16 protein-coding genes are annotated in these 19,132 nt (G+C 43.7%); 8 read left to right on the top strand and 8 right to left on the bottom strand.

What is annotated here, in order from left to right; translation table 11 throughout:
* Nucleotides 1–9 precede the first annotated feature (9 nt).
* From TOL9009_RS0130560 to TOL9009_RS0130550, 3 genes are all read left to right on the top strand, one after another.
* Nucleotides 10–210 carry a hypothetical protein gene (locus TOL9009_RS0130560; protein WP_029637229.1) on the top strand — a complete coding sequence of 67 codons (201 nt, stop codon included), beginning with the start codon at nucleotides 10–12 and terminating at the stop codon, nucleotides 208–210.
* Between the two features lie 95 nt (nucleotides 211–305).
* Nucleotides 306–2,828, top strand: coding sequence for a heavy metal translocating P-type ATPase (locus TOL9009_RS41050; RefSeq protein WP_051503154.1), 2,523 nt, complete (start codon nucleotides 306–308; stop codon nucleotides 2,826–2,828).
* 185 nt (nucleotides 2,829–3,013) lie between these two features.
* Nucleotides 3,014–3,523: an FHA domain-containing protein gene (locus tag TOL9009_RS0130550; RefSeq protein WP_029637228.1), complete on the top strand. Its 510-nt coding sequence runs from the start codon at nucleotides 3,014–3,016 to the stop codon at nucleotides 3,521–3,523.
* Between the two features lie 127 nt (nucleotides 3,524–3,650).
* Here TOL9009_RS0130550 and TOL9009_RS0130545 read toward each other — a convergent pair whose 3' ends face one another.
* On the bottom strand, nucleotides 3,651–3,998 hold the full coding sequence (locus tag TOL9009_RS0130545; protein WP_029637227.1) for a hypothetical protein: 348 nt from the start codon (nucleotides 3,996–3,998) through the stop codon (nucleotides 3,651–3,653).
* A 256-nt stretch (nucleotides 3,999–4,254) separates the two neighbouring features.
* On the opposite strand from TOL9009_RS0130545, the gene thyD reads away from it, so the two are divergent.
* Nucleotides 4,255–5,175, top strand: a complete 921-nt coding sequence (gene thyD / locus TOL9009_RS0130540) for a thylakoid membrane protein ThyD (RefSeq protein WP_029637226.1) — start codon at nucleotides 4,255–4,257, stop codon at nucleotides 5,173–5,175.
* Nucleotides 5,176–5,425: 250 nt separating this feature from the next.
* Here the strand turns inward: thyD and TOL9009_RS0130535 are convergent, their stop codons facing one another.
* The 4 genes from TOL9009_RS0130535 to TOL9009_RS0130525 form a co-directional block, all read right to left on the bottom strand.
* On the bottom strand, nucleotides 5,426–5,671 hold the full coding sequence (locus tag TOL9009_RS0130535) for a hypothetical protein (protein WP_029637225.1): 246 nt from the start codon (nucleotides 5,669–5,671) through the stop codon (nucleotides 5,426–5,428).
* Nucleotides 5,672–5,678: 7 nt separating this feature from the next.
* Complete coding sequence (locus TOL9009_RS47995) at nucleotides 5,679–5,843, bottom strand: hypothetical protein (RefSeq protein ID WP_186227730.1); 165 nt, start codon at nucleotides 5,841–5,843, stop codon at nucleotides 5,679–5,681.
* A 41-nt stretch (nucleotides 5,844–5,884) separates the two neighbouring features.
* Nucleotides 5,885–6,307 (bottom strand): tetratricopeptide repeat protein, encoded by a 423-nt coding sequence (locus TOL9009_RS0130530; protein ID WP_029637224.1) that lies wholly within the window; start codon nucleotides 6,305–6,307, stop codon nucleotides 5,885–5,887.
* 161 nt (nucleotides 6,308–6,468) lie between these two features.
* On the bottom strand, nucleotides 6,469–6,822 hold the full coding sequence (locus tag TOL9009_RS0130525) for an iron-sulfur cluster assembly accessory protein (RefSeq protein ID WP_029637223.1): 354 nt from the start codon (nucleotides 6,820–6,822) through the stop codon (nucleotides 6,469–6,471).
* A gap of 360 nt (nucleotides 6,823–7,182) precedes the next feature.
* Here TOL9009_RS0130525 and TOL9009_RS0130520 point away from each other — a divergent pair, with 360 nt between their 5' ends.
* Nucleotides 7,183–8,835, top strand: coding sequence for a DUF6930 domain-containing protein (locus TOL9009_RS0130520; protein ID WP_029637222.1), 1,653 nt, complete (start codon nucleotides 7,183–7,185; stop codon nucleotides 8,833–8,835).
* 99 nt (nucleotides 8,836–8,934) lie between these two features.
* Here the strand turns inward: TOL9009_RS0130520 and TOL9009_RS0130515 are convergent, their stop codons facing one another.
* Entirely contained in the window at nucleotides 8,935–12,126 is a 3,192-nt protein-coding gene (locus TOL9009_RS0130515; protein WP_029637221.1) for an efflux RND transporter permease subunit, read from the bottom strand.
* A gap of 487 nt (nucleotides 12,127–12,613) precedes the next feature.
* On the opposite strand from TOL9009_RS0130515, the gene TOL9009_RS0130510 reads away from it, so the two are divergent.
* On the top strand, nucleotides 12,614–13,819 hold the full coding sequence (locus TOL9009_RS0130510) for an RNA-guided endonuclease InsQ/TnpB family protein (RefSeq protein WP_029637220.1): 1,206 nt from the start codon (nucleotides 12,614–12,616) through the stop codon (nucleotides 13,817–13,819).
* Nucleotides 13,820–13,886: 67 nt separating this feature from the next.
* On the opposite strand, the gene TOL9009_RS0130505 is transcribed toward TOL9009_RS0130510, so the two are convergent.
* Both TOL9009_RS0130505 and TOL9009_RS0130500 read right to left on the bottom strand, forming a co-directional pair.
* Nucleotides 13,887–15,467 (bottom strand): efflux RND transporter periplasmic adaptor subunit, encoded by a 1,581-nt coding sequence (locus TOL9009_RS0130505; RefSeq protein ID WP_029637219.1) that lies wholly within the window; start codon nucleotides 15,465–15,467, stop codon nucleotides 13,887–13,889.
* A gap of 160 nt (nucleotides 15,468–15,627) precedes the next feature.
* Nucleotides 15,628–16,263, bottom strand: a complete 636-nt coding sequence (locus TOL9009_RS0130500; protein ID WP_029637218.1) for a TetR/AcrR family transcriptional regulator — start codon at nucleotides 16,261–16,263, stop codon at nucleotides 15,628–15,630.
* Between the two features lie 733 nt (nucleotides 16,264–16,996).
* Between TOL9009_RS0130500 and TOL9009_RS0130490 the strand changes: the two genes are divergently transcribed.
* On the top strand, nucleotides 16,997–18,016 hold the full coding sequence (locus TOL9009_RS0130490; protein ID WP_029637217.1) for a daunorubicin resistance protein DrrA family ABC transporter ATP-binding protein: 1,020 nt from the start codon (nucleotides 16,997–16,999) through the stop codon (nucleotides 18,014–18,016).
* Between the two features lie 189 nt (nucleotides 18,017–18,205).
* Nucleotides 18,206–19,093 carry an ABC transporter permease gene (locus tag TOL9009_RS0130485; protein ID WP_029637216.1) on the top strand — a complete coding sequence of 296 codons (888 nt, stop codon included), beginning with the start codon at nucleotides 18,206–18,208 and terminating at the stop codon, nucleotides 19,091–19,093.
* Nucleotides 19,094–19,132 lie beyond the last annotated feature (39 nt).

The raw sequence follows: 19,132 nt of genomic DNA, 5'->3' as shown, positions 1-19,132 counted from the left end.
CCTTTGTTTATGCTTAAAAATAAAAAGCTCATCTTGCTAATTTTCTTGCTGTTTGGCTTCGGTTATTTCAGCGCTATGTCTAATTTAGAAATTAACTCTTTTTTGAAAAGCCAAGTTGCCTTGATGCCATTACAAGCGATCGCTCTCCTCTACATTACTTACCGGCGCTGGAGTCAGACCTTAGACAAAGCTGATTCTTACAAAAGTTAATCATTTTGCTTTCAGTGTTCTGGATTTCGCCTACCCTCAAAATAGAGGCGCTTTTATTTGGCGTTGAACTACAGTAAGCAAATCCCACACTTTCCATGCAACTTGTCCCAAAAACTCAACTCCCAGCAGAACCAACCCTGACAACAGAGAAAATCACCTTAGATGTTGCGGGGATGAAGTGTGCTGGATGTGTGAAAGCGGTAGAACGGCAGTTAATTGAACATCCAGGAGTCAAAAGTGCCTGTGTGAATCTGGCAACAGAAGTAGCAGTTGTAGAGTCTGAAGTTGGTGCGGTAGATAGACTGGCACTAGCGAAACGATTGACTGATGCTGGATTTCCAACTCAACCCAGGCAAGCTGGTAATAAGCAAGATGACGAAAATCCCGCGAAACGACAACGCCAAGAAATGCGTTCTTCGCTTAGGCAATTAGCGATCGCCACAACATTGCTCATCTTATCAGGAATTGGGCATTTTGGTCATATGACTGGCTCAATGCAGCCGCTAGATAACATCTGGCTTCACTGCGGACTAGCAACAGTGTCATTACTAATTCCCGGACGCCCGATTTTAGTAGATGGTTGGCGGGGTTGGCGGCGAAATGCACCCAATATGAACACTTTAGTGGGATTGGGAACTCTCACGGCTTACACTGCGAGTTTAGTAGCCCTGCTGTTCCCCCAAATGGGTTGGGATTGCTTCTTTGACGAACCGGTGATGATGATCGGCTTTATTTTGTTGGGGCGAACATTAGAAAGATATGCTAGAGGTCGTGCTGCGGCTGCATTTAGGAAATTGCTGGCACTCCAGCCCCAAATAGCGCGATTAATTGCCAATCCAGAAAAAGCCGGTGCGAACTCGCCTGCTGTGGAAATTCCCGCAGAGCAAGTGCGTGTGGGAGAATGGTTGCAAGTACTGCCCGGTGATAAAATGCCCGTTGATGGCAAAGTGATGGTTGGGCAAACAACGGTAGATGAGTCGATGCTGACTGGGGAAGCTGTACCAGTGATTAAGCAAGTGGGAGATGTGGTGACAGCCGGAACTCTAAATCAGTCAGGTGCGATCGCTATTCAAGCTACACGTACTGGAAATGATACAACTTTAGCTCAAATTGTCGCTTTGGTAGAAGACGCCCAAACTCGTAAAGCCCCAGTACAAAAATTAGCAGATACAGTCGCTGGTTATTTTACCTACGGTGTGTTGACAGCCGCTGTGCTTACTTTCGGATTTTGGTACCTTTTCGGTACACATATTTGGCAAAATGTCAATATGGATATGTTTCACCACGGGCAAAGTTATCCGGCTCCAGCGATGTCCGGGCTATTGTTGAGTTTAAAGTTAGCGATCGCTGTGATGGTGGTCGCTTGTCCTTGTGCTTTGGGACTTGCCACACCCACAGCGATTCTCGTAGGCACTGGCATCGGTGCCGAACGAGGTTTGTTAATCAAAGGTGGCGACGTTTTAGAACGAGTACATCAGCTAGATACGATAGTTTTTGATAAAACAGGCACTCTCACTACTGGTAATCCTACTGTAACCGATTGCCTTGTAATTAAAGTGGAGGAAGATAAAAAAGTAATTTCTTCCCCCTACTCTTGTAGAGACGCGATTAATCGCGTCTCTACTTATTCCCTAATACAGCTAGCAGCAGCAGTAGAAAGCGGTACTTGCCATCCCTTAGCAAAAGCGATTCAGCAAGAAGCGCAGCAGCAACAATTATCAATCCCAGATGCTAAAGACTTTTATACCGAACCTGGACTTGGCGTATCTGCTGTAGTAGAAGGTACAAGCGTGATTTTAGGTAATAGCGACTGGTTAAGTTGGCAGGGAATTTCTATTAGTGAAACTGCAAGCCAGATGGCGGAGGAATTGGCAGCAAATGGTAAAACAGTCGTTTACGTTGCCCTAGAAGGGATTTTAAGCGGGTTAATCGCCGTTCAAGATACTCTCAGACCAGACGCTAAAGCAGCGGTTGACAAGTTACGCTTGATGGGTTTGCGGGTAATGCTGCTAAGTGGCGATCGATTAGAAGCAGCTAGTGCTATAGCCAAGCAATTAGGACTAGATAGCGAGAATGTAATGGCAGGTGTCCCCCCCAGCAAAAAGGCAGCTGCGATCGAAGCTTTGCAGAAAGGGGACAAGGGAACTAGGGACTGGGGACTGAGAAAACTTATTCCCAATCACCAATCCCCACTCCCTACTCCCCACTCCCTAGTGGCAATGGTCGGGGATGGTATAAATGATGCCCCGGCGTTATCCCAAGCCGATGTGGGAATTGCTTTACATTCTGGAACCGATGTGGCAATGGAAACTGCGGAAATTGTATTGATGCGCGATCGCTTAACCGACGTTGTAGAATCTATTCAGCTTAGTCGTGCTACCTTCAACAAAATCCGTCAAAACTTATTTTGGGCTTTTGCATACAATACATTGGGCATTCCCTTAGCCGCTGGTGTGTTGTTCCCTAGTTTCGGTTTTGTCCTAAGTCCATCTGGTGCTGCTGCTTTAATGGCATTTAGTTCTGTTAGCGTCGTTACCAATTCATTATTATTACGTCGAGCAAGCCTATCGTCCGTAGAATCCTCCTATAGAGGTAAAATTTTTCAGCACAGGTCTTGATTTTGCCCATCTCAGGTTAAACTAAGTCGTTAGTCAAGTTATGGGTGCATCTCACAAAGCCTGTTGACACTCTTAAAAGAGCAACAGCAGACAAAAAGTAGAACAATTTGTTCTTTCATATTGCAAGTCAATATGCAATTGAACTGCAAACCCGAATTAGTACTACAGACTTTGAGTGCGCGAAAATGCCAATAAACCACACTAAACAACTTTTAATTGATTACATAACCACTTCTAGCAACGATTTGTCAATGGCAGCAGAAACTAATGAAAGTCATCTACTAATTATTGAAGACGATCAAGGACGTAAAGAATTTACGCTCGATCGCTCTTTGTATTCTATTGGTAGACGCGACAGCGATATTACTTTAGTATCGCAGTTTGTCTCACGCCGTCATGCCACATTAGTTAGACTGGCACGAGACGATAAAAACCATAGTTATTATTATCGGATTGTTGATGGTGACGCCAAAGGCAAACCCAGTGCCAATGGTTTAATGATCAACGGTCGTAGAATATCGGCACACGATCTGAAAAATGAAGACGAGATTGTTTTTGGTCCTCAGGTACGTGCTATTTATTATTTGTTAAGAGATACTGCACGACCCTTAATACAGACAGATGCAACAGAATATGATATCACACTCATAAACCCCGGCATGGCTGAAGATATAGACGAGGATATTGAAGATTGAAAACCTGCCAAGATAGGTATGTTTTTCATATCATCTTCCGTCTTTTTTTGCAAGGAGCGTGTTGCTGCCATCTAGCTTGATATTCTTGCTAACCACAGCAAACTCCTTGCTTATTATGTGCCATTGGCTACCCTGCAATGCTTTCAATCAAATGCCAATGTCGGTTATGTTCGATCGCCTGCTTGAGATATTCAAACATTTGCCGACAGTGATTATCAAGTTGAAGAGGCAACTCCTCATTTTTAATCACAATACTCATCCGGGTTTCTGTTTCAGTAGCTGTTGATTTATCAATCAAAACTTCCACACTCACTAGCTTAGAAAAGGAAACACGACCAGGAATTTCGCGAGCCATAATGTAATCGGGTGTATAGTATTGAACATCAAACTCACAGTCTTGCAGAAGTTCTACAAGCAACGGTTGGAGATGTTCAATAGTCACAGAAACAATAAATGAACACGTATAGCGAGCCATAATAGCCCCAAGCTTTGCAACACTCCGTCCATCCTATAATATCGAAGTACGTAAAAGGCAAGTAGTTATAGATTCATAATTAAACAGGGGACTGGGGACTGGTTGTACTAGGGATTAGGGATTAGGGACTGGGGACTGGGGACTGGGGACTGGGGACTGGGGAAGAAATAAGCAAAGCGTCCCCAGTCCTTTTTTGCTAAAAGAAGCTGAAATTTGATAAAAAACTTTAAAATGGTAAGTTGGACAGAGGTGCAAATTGAAAGTAGCAATTACCGGAGCAACAGGATTTGTCGGCAGTCGTTTGGTAGAACGACTTCAGTCTGAAGGTCAAACAGTGGTGGTGTTAACTCGCAACACCACCTTTGCCCTAAAAGTTTTTCCATCTGAGGCTTTCCCGAATGTAGAAATTATTGCTTATACACCAACTGCCTCTGGTTCTTGGCAAGATACCTTATCAGGTTGTGATGCTGTAGTCAATCTTGCTGGAGAACCTATCGGTGAGGGACGTTGGACACCAGAACGCAAGCAAGAAATCCTCAATAGTCGGCAACTCAGTACGCAAAAAATTGTCGAAGCGATCCAGAGTGCTAACCCCAAACCATCTGTGTTAGTCAACGCTTCGGCTATTGGCTATTATGGCACCAGTGAAACCGCTACCTTTGACGAAGCAAGCCCTTCTGGTAACGATTTTCTCGCTCAAGTCTGCCAAGCTTGGGAAACTGAAGCGAAAAAGGTAGAAGCATTTGGTGTGCGGTTAGTAATTTTGCGTTTCGGTATTGTTTTGGGAAACGGTGGTGCTTTAGGTAAAATGATTACCCCTTTCAAACTCTTCGCGGGTGGTCCCATTGGCAGTGGTAAGCAGTGGTTCTCGTGGATTCACTTAGATGATATTGTGAATTTAATACTCCAAGCTATAACAAAACCAGAAATGCAAGGCGTATATAATGCCACTGCTCCTAACCCTGTCCGCGTGTCAGAATTATCTCAAACTATGGGGCAAGTAATGAATCGTCCTTCTTGGCTACCTGTCCCTAATTTTGCAATTGAAGCTCTTTTGGGTGATGGAGCAATTGTAGTTCTCGAAGGTCAACAAGTCCAGCCCAAACGCACCTTAGAAACAGGTTTTGAGTATTTGTATGCTAACTTAAAACCTGCCCTAGCACAAATCCTCAAATAAAGTTACTTCTTAATTCGTAGTGAGCGGTTTACCGCTCATAATTACCCTAAACCAGCAAAAATAACGGTTTGGGTGTGTTATGGACATTCGTCATAACAAACCTTACATTTTATATTTTTTGTGGTCATATCATGACAGGTTTATTACATATAATAATGAGACGTAGCATTGCTACGTCTCTACAAAGATTTCGGATTTTTTTTATTAATGCCAATTAAACGGACATAATAATAGTTGCGCCTTCGCTTAACTACTGACTGGAGGGGAATTTCTTAGAAACCCAACTGATAATACCGCTAAGAATAGCACCACCCATGACAATGCCGATCGCCGGATTAAATACTGGTTGCCAAAGTTGATGCCATAAATCTAAACCCAGATTTACTCCAGCAGCATCACCAATCGCAGCGATCACCAACCACCCAAAACCTAAAAAAACTAAAAATACATCCGCCACTAAAATTAAGTTTAACCACTTTAACAACTTATCTTTCATATATCGACTAGGGAGTGGGGCATAGGGCATAGGGCATAGGGCATTGGGCATTGGGCATTGGGCATTGGGCATTGGGCATTGGGCATTGGGCATGGGGCATTGGGCATTGGGCATTGGGCATTGGGCATGGGGCATGGAAAGTGGAAAGTAATAATTTTTGACAACTAACCACTAACCACTAACCACTAACAACTAACGACTAACCACCATCAATTACTCTGGAAACAGCCAGCTTTTGACTTTTAGCAAACTTTGCCAATCTGGTTTTCTACTTAAACCGTCTTCAATGCTGCTTTTGATATCATCCCGCCATTCCGGGTTAACAAATATTAATTGTTGGACAAAATCAATATGTTGCCTTAACCCTTTTTCACCTTTTTCCAGCATCGCTAGAGCGAGATTAATTCTTGCCTGAGCGTCTTGTGGATTTAATTTTACTGCCTTTTGCGCGGCTTTCTGAGCGGAGTTGGGTTTATTATCTAGCAGATACAACCACGCTAAACAAGTCCAAGCGGAACTACTTTTAGGAGCGCGATCGCATACTTCTTGAAACACAGGGATTAATTCATCCACTGATTCTCCAGCTTTATACCGTTCTAAACCTGTATCAAACAGGGATTCAACTGTTTGAGTCATAAATTATTAATAGTTAAGAGTCAATAGTCAACGGTCAATAGTCAATAGTCAAGGGTCAAGAGTCAACGGTCAACGGTCAACGGTCAACGGTTAAGGGTCAACGGTCAAAAACCTTTCAACTATTGACTATTGACTATTGATTATTGACTCTTGACTCTTGACTAAACACCAAAAGACTTACCGCAACCGCAGGTTTGATTGGCATTGGGGTTAGTAAATTGGAAACCACCGCCGATCATGGCATCGCTATAATCAAGCATTAAGCCATAAAGATATAATAAGCTTTTGCGATCGCAAACAATTTTAAAGCCATCATAATCAAACATTTCATCTTGGGGGGTGATTTTACTGGCATCTTCAAAATCCATCATGTAAGACATGCCAGAACAGCCACCTTGACGCACTCCTACCCGCAGGCAGAGGTCTGTACCTTGACTATCTTGCAACCTTTTCACTTGTCGCAATGCGGCTTCACTCAGTTGAATTCCCCGTTGAGATACTTGTGCTTGTGTCATCTGTTCAACTCCTTTATATGGTATAACCAGAACTTTGTCTGGGCAAGTCTGTAAGTTGAAACCCCAAGCTCTCACGCCGAGGTCATAACCTTGCTATTTTTGTATTTATTCTAGCGGCATTGATGTCCCAGAGTACCAAATTGTAAATACTCCTTCAAAAGCCGCAAAAAGCAGCCAAAGATTTTTATTCTAGAATTGAGAGACTCGGTGTTTGTATTTCGGTGTTTTTTATTCTTCGTGGTGGTAGCCAGCAGCCCAACCCCTCTTGAGGTGCAGCGAATGTTAATTAATTTGAGTGTTAACGCTCGCCATTTTCCTTAAGTTTACTTGCACATTGCTTGTTTTGACCTTCTTTACTTTATGACAAGTTTTAATCGCTCTACCAGTCGTCGTTTGCAGAAATTAATTCAAATTCCTTCTGTATGGGAGGGCGATCGCCGTCCGATGTCATCACCAAGTAGAGATGACTCGGAGGGAAAAGGAGAATGCATACTTTGGGTGGATGGCTCCCAAGGAATTGTGCGTGGGATGGATGTTGTCGATCCCGATACTGGTCCAGAGGCGATCGTTCGCACTCTCATGCGAGCAATGGAGCATCCCCACAGTCCGGCTAAACCAGCTCGTCCCCAAAGAATAGTTGTTAGGGATCGCGAGATCCAATTTTACCTGCGCGGGGTACTGCAAGATTTGGATATTGCCATTGATTACGTACCCGAATTGCATTTAATTGATGAACTGTTTCGCGGATTTGCGGAAATTATTGATAGTCAAGTCCCCGAATTACCTCCACAGTATGCGTCAACCCTCCGCGATCAAGCATTGGCAATATGGAGAATTGCTCCTTGGGAATTTTTAGAAGAACAACAAATCTTATCAATAGAAATTAATAAGTGGGATGTTGGTACGCTTTATGCCTCAGTGATGGGAATGCTGGGCATGGAGTATGGAATTTTATTTTATCGCTCAGAAGATTCTCTCAAGCGATTTCGCGCCACCGTTTTAAGAGATGATGAATCGCAAGAGCGTTTAGAAGAAGCTTTTCTCAAACAAGATTGTCTGTTTCTCACCTTTGAGCGTAGCAACGCCATTGATGAGGATGAAGATGAGGATGAGGATGAGGATGAGGATGATGTTGACGATCTTGCAGATTTGCCCTTATCGGAAATTGACCCTACATTCGGCAATATTCACCCTTTAGAAGGACTGCGGTCTGTTTTGTATGAGGAAGAAGCGATCGTAGTCTTGGTGGCTCTAGAAAGCTTCTCTCGCTTTATCCGCGATCATCGGCACCAGCTTCAAGAAGAAACTTTCCTTTCCCTAAGCCGTCGCTATCGCATTACAGTGCCATCGGATGAATTAATTAAATCAGTAAATATCAACGTTTCTACGATGCCGCAGTTAGCAGCTGAATTAGAGGAAATGGCAGGCTTTAATAGCCAAGAGGAGGGGGATTTTGGCAACCCGATGTTGCGTTCATTGCGAGATGATTTGATACCGGAAGATTCTTTTCTCAGTTTGGGTGTGGTGTCTTGGGAAATGTTGGAGTATTTACGCAACGGTGTAACATATCATCAAGCAGGGGAAATTCAACAAGTAGGTGATGGATTGCCTGTGGTTTTAATTCAAACTTCTCGTCCTAAGGCGAAGATTGTAATTGAAAGTATTGAAACTGCTGGGGAACTCAAAGCAATTTGTTTTAATCCCGGTGCCGATCCTTTTGATGGCGATCGCTATGATTTGGGTTTATTACAAACTAATAACGGCGAATTATTTCTGTTTGGTGAGTTTTTGGATGATGACCCGATTCATGTAGAAGCACGTAAAAAATGGAATCAACGGTGTAAAAATACTCAGGGCTTTTGTGGCTTGATTATTGCCAAAGGACTGACAGGAGCTTCTCGCGGAAATCCGCAGTTGCGAGATATGATGGCTTTATTTGAAGCGCGATCGCTTTCCCCGAAAGAGTTAGGTATTGGCACTCTCCAACTGATGCCCCAACTTCAAATTGAATGATGTTCTATACAATAACCATTGAAAACCTCACCCCGATAAAGCTTCGCTTTATCGGGGTGAGGTCATAGCCTGTACCTTAGAAAACCCAAAATCGCTATATTAATTCTTTGTTTTTGTCGAATGGGAAACAGTTTCTCTTTCGACTACAGCTGTATCTGTTTGCAGTTGATGCCGTCGATTAGGATTAGTAAAACGCTCGGTTGTGATTTTAATCACGATGTACAAAATTGGAACCACAAACAAACTTAGAAAAGTAGCAATCAACATACCGCCAAACACGGCTGTTCCTAAAGATTGACGACTTCCCGCACCTGCACCTGTGGCAGTAGTCAAGGGAAAAATCCCCAACAAAGTAGAAAATCCCGTCATCAAAATTGGACGCAACCGCTCTTGAGAAGCTTCAATTGTCGCTTTCGTAATCGACATACCTTGTTCTCGCAATTGGTTGGCAAATTCCACAATCAAAATAGCATTTTTACTAGCCAAACCAATCAACATTACTAGACCAATTTGACAGTAAACATCATTAGAAAAACCGCGCATTGATTGAGCGATAAGTGCGCCAAAAATCGCCAATGGAACCGAAAGCAGAATAATGATTGGGTCAATATAGTTTTCATATTGAGCCGCTAGAACTAAAAAGACAAAGACAAGTCCTAAACCAAAGATAATCGGTGCTAAATTACCAGATTCGATTTCTTCTAAAGCAGTTCCTGACCATTCATAGCCATAACTTGCTGGTAAAACTTCTTTAGATAACTGTTCCATTTTGTTAATAGCATCTCCAGAACTAAAACCGGGAGCAGGAGCACCGTTAATTTCAATTGATCGGAACAAATTGTAATGATTAATTGTTTGCGCTCCCACAGTCGGAGTAACTTTAACTAAGTTACCTAAAGAAATCATTTCATTTTTTTGAGAACGAACATACAGTTGTTCGATATCTTTTGGATTAGAGCGAAATTGTTGGTCGGCTTGGACATACACTCGGTAATTGCGCCGTTGGAGATTGAAATCATTTACGTATTGTGACCCCAAAGCAGTTTGCAAGGTGCTGAAAATATCATCTATAGAGACCTGCAATGTTTTAGCTTTGTTGCGGTCTACTTCAACTAGCAATTGTGGTGTGTTGGCGGCAAAAGTACTAAATACAGCTTGTAATCCTTGTGTCTGATTGGCGCGACCGAGTAACTGTCCCATTGATTTAACTAAATCTTGTAACTCAGTGTTACCTCTGCGGTCTTGAAGTTGATATGCAAAGCCGCCAAAGTTACCCAAACCTTGAATAGCAGGTGGATTCACAGGCAAAATTCGCGCTTCTGGAATTGTGGATAATTTCCCACGCAACTTACCCAAAATTCCCTGGACTGATTGATCGGGTTTCGAGCGCTCGTCCCAAGGTTTTAAAGTTGTAAATATGATGCCACTATTGGCAGTGCTACCGCTAAAACCAAAGCCTCCCACAGCAAAAGTTCCTAGAACTTCAGGAAGTGGTAAAATTTCTTTTTCTACCTTTGCCATGACTTCGCTGGTGTATTGCAGCGAAACTCCTTGAGGTCCTTGGATAATTGTCAGGAAATAGCCTTGGTCTTCTTCAGGTAGAAAGGCTGTAGGTACTGTTGTGTAAAGCCAAGCAGTCATCCCTAAGGAGACGATAAACAGCCCAATAACGATGCTTTTAATGCCTGTTAAAAAGGTAAGCGATCGCTTGTAACCCCGCGTTACCCAGTCTAAAAAGCGATTAATTTGGTTAAAAATCCAACCAAGCCAGCCGGAAGCTTGTTGACCTGGACGCAGTAACAATGCACACAAAGAAGGTGTCAGCGTCAAAGCCAGAAATGTGGAAATTAAAATCGAAAAGGCGATCGTTACCGCAAATTGCCGATAAAGCGCTCCGGTTGTTCCCGGAAAAAACGCCACCGGCACAAACACCGCCATCAATACTAGTGAAGTAGCAATAACTGCTCCAAAAAGTTCAGCCATTGATTCACTGGCAGCTTGGCGGGGGTTAATTCCTTTATCTTGAATAAAGCGGCTGATTTGCTCAACCACAACGATCGCATCGTCTACTACCATCCCCGATCCTAAAGTCAAACCAAACAAAGTCAAACTGTTAATCGAAAAGTTAAAAGCTCTGAGGAAAATAAATGGCCCAATCAAAGCTAGAGGAATCGTCAGCGTTGGAATTAAAGTAGTGCGCCAGTCCTGCAAAAAAACAAAAATAACAATAATAACCAGCACTACCGCTTCAATCAAAGTCTTGACAACTTCTGCCAAAGACTCTTCCACAAATGATGTCGTGTCAAAACCTATCTGATATTTCAACCCAGGCGGAAAACTAACAGCCAATCGTTTCATTTCTGCTTTCACGCCTTTAGCAACATCCAAGGCATTACTACCAGGAACCTGATAAATACCTAAGCCAACAGCATCTTTGCCGCGAAATCGCAAAAATGTGTTATAATTTTCTGCTCCTAATTCTGCCCTACCGACGTCTTTGAGCTTGACTAAAGTGCCATCATCCTCAGTTTTCAAGACAAGTTCTTGAAATTCAGAGGTATCTGTCAATCTGCTGGTAGCACGCACGTCAATTTGATACTCTTGTCCCTTTGGGGCTGGTTCTTGTCCAATTCTCCCAGCACCGACTTGCAAGTTTTGTTCAGAGAGCGCGTTGATGACATCCTGAGTCGTTAGCCCCCGACTAGCAAGTTGATTTGGGTTTAACCACAATCGCATTGCGTAGCGACGTTCGCCAAAAATTCGCACTTCACCAACGCCTTTGACTCTTTTTATGGCGTCTGACACATAAAGGTCAGCATAATTGCTTAAAAAGATATTGTCGTACTCATTGTTATCGGTATATAAACCAAATGCTAAGAGAACGTTGCTAGATTGCTTTGATACTCTAACTCCCGTGCGCTGTACGTTATCTGGTAGTTGCGGTTGGGCGACAGAAACACGATTTTGAACATCGACAGCAGCAATATCTTTATCCCGTGATGCTTCAAAGGTGGCTGTAATTGTACTGGTGCCATCATTACTGCTGCTGGAAGTCATATATCTTAGACCCTCAACGCCGTTGATTTGCCTTTCTAAGATATTTGTTACGCCACTTTCGACGACTTCCGCACTGGCTCCACTATAGTTGGCGGTAACGCTGATTTGGTTAGGACTAATTTCTGGAAAACGAGCGATCGGCAGTGTCGGAATACTAATTAATCCCAACAAAAGGATAACGATAGCGCAGACCGTAGCAAAGACTGGTCGCTTAATAAAAAAATCAACAAACATTGTTTTGTAATATTAGGAATTGGGCAAAGGAGGGCATGGGGGAGCCAGTGCCGTGCGGTGAGTCCACTCGGCGGTTGCCTGTACCGTCCCGTCGAAGTGGCGTTAGCGCAGCGGTAGCGACGCAGGAGCGTCACCCGTTCGCGGAGCGTCTCCGAAGGAGAAGGGAGGTCCCCTCGGTTGTTCGCGTAGCGTCTCCGACAGGAGAGGCATCTGGCGTCATTGGGCATCTGGCGTCATTGGGCATTGGGAATTACTCGCTAATTGCGAAGTAAGCGGGCGTAATTAAACATAAAATGTACTCCTTGTTCGTAGTGAGCGGTTTACCTAATTCCGAGAGAAGGCTCCCGCCATAATCTTTGATTTGGCGGTGAGATGAATCGAGGGTTAAAACCGCCACGTTCTTCGACCGATGCAAAGCGGGGGAGCAGAACAGTGGCGGTTTTAACAATCTCTGTGCTATGATTACGCTATAAATTTGAGCGTAAGAATGCTGGTATTCGAGGCAAAACTGCAAGGAACGAACGAGCAGTATGGAAAGCTGGATGAAGCTATCCGTACTGCTCGTTTTGTCCGCAACAGTTGCCTCAGATATTGGATGGACAATAAAGACATTGATAAGTACGATTTGAGCGCATATTGTGCAGTACTTGCGTCTGAGTTCAAGTTTGCCAAGAACCTCAATTCTATGGCTCGTCAGGCTAGTGCTGAACGAGCTTGGGCAGCAATATCTCGTTTCTACGACAACTGCAAGAAAGCAAAACCAGGTAAGAAAGGATACCCACGCTTCAAGAAAGAACAGACACACGGCAGTGTTGAATACAAAACCAGTGGCTGGCGACTTTCTCTTGATAGACGGTGCATCACCTTTTCTGATGGGTTTGAGGCGGGAACCTTCAAGATGTGGGGAACCCGCGATTTGCATTTCTATCAGTTGAAGCAGTTTAAACGTGTCCGAGTTGTTCGCCGAGCAGATGGGTACTACGTACAGTTTTGCATTGACCAGGAACGTCTGGAGAAGCGGGAAGCAACTGCTCATAATGTCGGTATTGATGTTGGATTGAACCACTTCTACACTGACTCTGACGGGCTTCAAGTTGCCAATCCCCGTCATCTCCGCAAGTCTGAAAAGTCTTTGAAACGATTGCAACGTCGTTTGTCCAAGACTAAGAAGGGTTCTAAAAACAGATCGAAGTTTAGAAACAAACTTGCTCGCAAGCATCTTAAGGTAAGTCGCCAGCGTAAAGACTTTGCTGTGAAGACGGCAAGGTGCGTAGTGATGTCTAACGACCTCGTGGCGTATGAGGACTTGAAGGTGCGCTCGATGGTGAGGAATAGACATCTCGCCAAATCGATATCTGATGCAGCGTGGACTCAATTCCGGGAATGGGTTGAGTACTTCGGGAAAGTGTTTGGCGTGGTCACGGTTGCCGTTCCACCCCACTACACATCCCAGGATTGTTCCAATTGTGGGAAAGTCGTCAAGAAGTCTTTGAGTACTAGGACGCATACTTGTCATCATTGTGGGCATACCCAAGATAGAGATTGGAACGCTGCACGAAACATACTTGAGAGAGGACTCCGTACCGTGGGGCACACGGGAACGTTAATCGCTTCTGGAGACATCGACCTCTGCGCGGGTGGGGAAACTCCTCCGGGTAAGCCGAGTCGTGGAAAGAGGAAACCCAAGAAGTGATTCTTGGAATCCCCCGCTGTAACGGAGTACCGTTACAGCGGTGGGAGGATGTCAATTATTAGCCATGTTAGGGATTCTGATTGCTGGCTTCTTCAGGCTTGATAGCAGCGCCATCAGTTAAGTTGAGAATGCCGGAAACAATGATTTTTTCACCAGGCTTCAATCCTTCAACAACTTGATAATTATTTCCTTCAATTGCTCCTAGCTTCACGGGTTTTTGTTTAGCTACTAAAGTCGGCATTCCCGCTTTGGGATTTTCCGCCGCTTGAGCCACAAAAACAAAAGTCTCTCCACCTATAGGAGAGACTGCTGTAACTGGAATTAAAATTCCTGGGCGCTGATCCCAGATGACTCTGGTTGGCACTGACTGACGATTGAGCAATGGTCCACCGGCATTGCCAAAAGTCGCTTTAACTAAAACTGTCTGCGAATTTGCACTAGCATTTGGAGAGATAAAGCTTATTCTACCGCCTGCTGTTGGTTTGCCTTGGATATCGAGCATTTGCACTAGTAATCCCAAGCGCAATTGTTTGGCTTGGTTGAGAGGAACGTTTATATTCAGTTCCAGAGAGTCGTTTTTGGTCAGTGTGGTCAGTTCGTCTCCTTTGGCTACATAGTCTCCCACTTTCACCGGGATATCACCAACAACGCCAGTGAAAGGAGCGAGAACTCTTGTATATTGCAGTTGGGCTTGTGCTGCTTGGACTTGTCCTACCCCTTGAGTAACTTGCGATCGCGCTTGGGCAATTTCTTCAGTGCGCGGTCCGTTCTCTAACTGCGTTAAATTTTGTTTTTCTTGTTCAACGGCAGCGCTTAACTGGCTCATATTAGAGCTTCTACTTTTACGAAGTTGCTCTAGCCTTCTTTTAGCCTCTTGCATTCTAGCTTCAGCACTTCTTTGTTCTTGCAGATATCCTTCTAGCTGATCTTGAGAAACCGCACCCTCTGTTCTTAATTGTTGATATCGCTTGCCTCTTGACTGTGCCAAGACAAGATCGGCTTGAGCTGCTTCAATTTGCGCTTGAGCTTGAGCAATTTCTTCTGGTTGCGCTCCGGCTTGGGCATCTGCGAGACGAGCTTGTGCTTGATCTAACCTGGCTCTGGCTTGGGCAATTTCTTCTTTGCGCGTACCCGCTTTTAGCTGGGCAAGACGTGCGTTGGATTGTTCTAGTGTTCCTTTTGCTTGTAGTAGTTGAGCTTCCGCATCGTCGCTTTGCAGGCGAACTATTACTTGCCCATCTCTGACGCGATCGCCTTCTTTCACTAAAATCTGACTTACTCGCCCTTCAATTTCTGGCTTTAATGTTACTGAGCCTCCAGCCTCTAAAAAGCCAATAAATTCTGAAGTTTGTCTTATAGTTGCCGTCTCTACAGTAGCTAGCTTGACAGGAATTGCCGGAGGTTTAGCAGCCGTTGCCCCAACACCTGAGCCTGCATTCTCTCCTCGGTGCAACCAGCGCCAACCAAAACCTACACCTCCAATCATTATAAGCATAATTCCCAATATCACCAGCCAATTTCGCTTTTTACGTGGCTGCAAAAGTTGCTCTTGTGCTATGGACTCTTGTTTAGACTGACGGTCATCATTAACAGCAACCTGTTCTGTTTCTAGGGGTACAGAAGACTCAGATAAATTAGAATGAGGCATCGTTGTTTTCTCTTCTTTTACTTATACTTGGGCAACCTGGTTTTAGCTAAAAAATACGTATTGAAATGATTTTTCTGCCATTTATCTACGTAACTTGGCTGGATGTGTCTTTTATCAATTTGATATTTGGTATATACAAAAAAGTTGGATCAATGCCACTTCATTTTTTGAGAGATAAATTATCTGTATTTATAGGCGTAGTGCTAATACCACGGACAAATAAATCAACGCAAGCATCAATGTAGGATTCACGGCTATAAGTTACTGTCGTTGGGGTTGCAGTGCGACGCAGCATACCCGAAAGCAGCATACCTGTAAACATATCTACTGCTATTTCTGCATCTATCTCTGGACGTACTGTGCCGTTTATTTGATTTTTCCGCAAGTATGCAATTAACTTTTTATCCAGCGATTCTCCAGCATCATGTAATATTTGGCAAGCAGCATGAGGATGTCGTTTAGCTTCTCCAATAAATGTCCGAATTAAACCTTCATGTTCCTCCAACATCTGGTTGAATAATGTTGCATAATGTCTTAAATCGATGAGTAGATCCTGAGTCCATTCCTCCTCATTGGCTAAGGCTTCAGCCTGTAAAGCTATCATTTGCTGGATTACGGCTGCTAGTAGTTGCTCTTTGTTTTGAAAATGGCGAAACAAAGTTACTTCGTTTACTTTTGCTACACGCGCAATCTCACGAGTTGTCGCTCCAGATAAACCTTCATTGGCAAATACCTCAGTAGCTGCTTTAATTAACCGCGCACGAGTTTGGGCTGTCTTCGATCCAAAATTCTCCACAAAACGAATGCAAGTAATTACTTGCTTCTATTATAAGCAGATATAGGTAAACATTTATAAAAATTAGATATTGACAATGGGGAATTTGAAGAGGGGAAAAAGTTAAAGGGAAAAGGGAAAGGGTATGGAAATTAGGACTTACGCAAAGTCGAAAATGTCATACTGAGCGAAACAAAGTCTTAGTCGGTGTAGTGAAACTGGCGACATTAAACCCTTCTCATGCCTCTCACTGATGAGTCGCAACAGAAGTCAAAACGATATTTGGGTACTTCAAAACGATATTTGGGTACTTCAAAACGATATTTGGGTACTTCAACACGATATTTGAGTACTTCAAAACGATATTTGGGTACTTCAAAACGTATTTGGGACTTCAAAACGATATTTGGGTACTTCAAAACGATATTTGGGTACTTCAAAACGATATTTGGGTACTTCAACACGATATTTGGGTACTTCAACACGATGTTTGGGTACTTCAACCGAAAAACTCCATCCACCTTTCATATTTGCGGTGCGTGACGCTGACTGGGAGTTTAGAATTTATTTCGGCGTGTCCATAACTATTTCAGACTTGTGTGTACACTCCCCAGTCCCCAGTCCCCAGTCCCCAGTCCCCAGTCCCCAGTCCCCAGTCCCTAGTCCCCAGTCCCTAGTCCCCAGTCAGAAACACAGCTACAATAAAAGTAGTTAGACTTTATTGAGATTTGTAAATTAGGGATAAGCTTTTGTTATGGCTCCCGCTGTTTTAATTCAAAACCTACAAAAGCGCTACGGTACAGTTGAAGCCGTCAAAGATGTCTCCTTTCAGGTAGAACCAGGAGAAATCTTTGGTTTACTCGGTCCCAACGGAGCCGGGAAAACAACTACTTTGCGTACCTTATGTACTCTTACTACACCAGATGCTGGCAAAATTGAAGTATCTGGGATTTCTGTGTTGGACAATCCGAAAGCTGCCAGACAAAAGCTAGGCTATGTAGCGCAGGAAGTTGCTTTAGATAAAGTGCTGACTGGACGAGAACTGCTACAACTGCAAGCGGCACTTTATCATTTACCGCGCAAGATAATCAAGGAGCGGGTAAATACAATATTAGATTTACTCGGTTTGCAAGAATACGCTGATAAAAAAACAGGAACTTATTCTGGTGGTTTACGCAAGCGTCTAGATTTGGCTGCTGGGTTACTTCATGCACCAGATGTTTTAGTTTTAGATGAACCAACGGTAGGACTTGACATAGATAGCCGTTTTGTGGTATGGGATTTTTTAAGGAAGTTGCGTGCGGCTGGAACAACAGTATTAATTACCAGCCATTATTTAGAAGAAATTGACGCGCTAGCCGATCGCGTGGCAATTATCGATCGCGGTATTGTAATTGCCGCCGGCACACCATCAGAGTTAAAAGATAAATTAGGGGGCGATCGCATTACTTTGCGAATCCGCGAATTTTCGCCACAAGAAGAAGCAGAAGAAGCGAAAAACCTCTTACAATCTTTACCTTTTGTCCAAGAAGTCATCATCAACAGCGCACAGGGTAATTCCCTAAATTTGGTGGTGACACAGCAAAATGATGCTTTAATTACCATCCAACAAAAGCTGAATTCCGCAGGCTTACCCATGTTTGGTATTGCCCAATCTCGCCCTAGTTTAGATGATGTTTACCTCGCTGCCACAGGACGCACATTGATGGATGCAGAATTAGCCGCTGTAGCAAATCGCGATCCGAAGGCAGAAAAGAAACAAAATATGAGGTAGGGAATGGATGGTGGTTAGTTGTTAGTGGTTAGTGGTTAGGAGTAGAGACGCGATTAATCGCGTCTGTTAGTGGTTAGTGGGTAAGAGTAATTTTACATAACCATCAACCATCAACCATCCACTATCAACCATCCACTATCAACCATCCACTATCAACTATCCACTATCAACCATCCACTAACAACCAATATGAGTGTTACTCCTAAATCTGATATAAGTTGGCAACAACTAGCATCGCCGTCAATTAAGGCTGATGCTGCTCCTAATTTTGTCGGTGAATTGGTGCAAGAGACGCTTGCTTTGACTCGTCGCTTGTTTATTCAGTTGCAGCGTCGTCCATCAACGCTAATTGCCGGAATTATTCAGCCGGTGATGTGGTTGGTGCTGTTTGGTGCTTTATTTCAAAATGCACCAAAAGGTATGTTTGGCAATACCACAAATTACGGTCAATTTTTGAGTGCAGGCGTAATTGTTTTTACAGCCTTTGCCGGAGCGCTGAATGCGGGTTTGCCGATCATGTTTGACCGAGAATTCGGCTTTTTGAATCGGTTACTCGTGGCGCCTTTGGCTTCGCGATTTTCGATAGTGTTGGCATCGGCAATCTTTATTATCAGCCAAAGTTTGCTGCAAGCGGCGGTGATTGTAACGGCGGCGGCGTTTTTGGGGGCTGGGCTACCGGATGTAGCTGGATTGAGTGCGATCGCCTTAATTGTCTTTCTCTTGGCTTTGGGTGTGACTGCTATTTCCCTCGGTTTGGCTTTTGCATTACCTGGACATATCGAACTTATTGCGGTAATTTTTGTCACTAACTTACCATTATTGTTCGCTAGCACCGCCTTGGCTCCTTTATCCTTTATGCCTAAATGGTTGCAAGTTGTCGCTACCCTTAATCCTCTGAGTTATGCGATCGAACCAATTCGCTACCTCTATCTTCACAGTCATTGGGGACTAGGTAGTGTAGTCATGCAGGCTCCTTGGGGTGCAGTTACTTTTGGTGAATCCTTGCTGATATTGTTAGGCTTTGCTGTTGTCGCTTTATTGAGCATTCAACCCCAATTGCGCCGAACTCTTGCTTAAGATCAAAGCATAATTGATGTGGAATTATATTAAAGGAGG

It is taken from the genome of [Scytonema hofmanni] UTEX 2349 (assembly GCF_000582685.1).
Classification (GTDB): domain Bacteria; phylum Cyanobacteriota; class Cyanobacteriia; order Cyanobacteriales; family Nostocaceae; genus Hassallia; species Hassallia hofmanni.
Note: the sequence above shows the minus strand (reverse complement) of the source record. Positions and strands in the feature narration are given on the sequence as shown.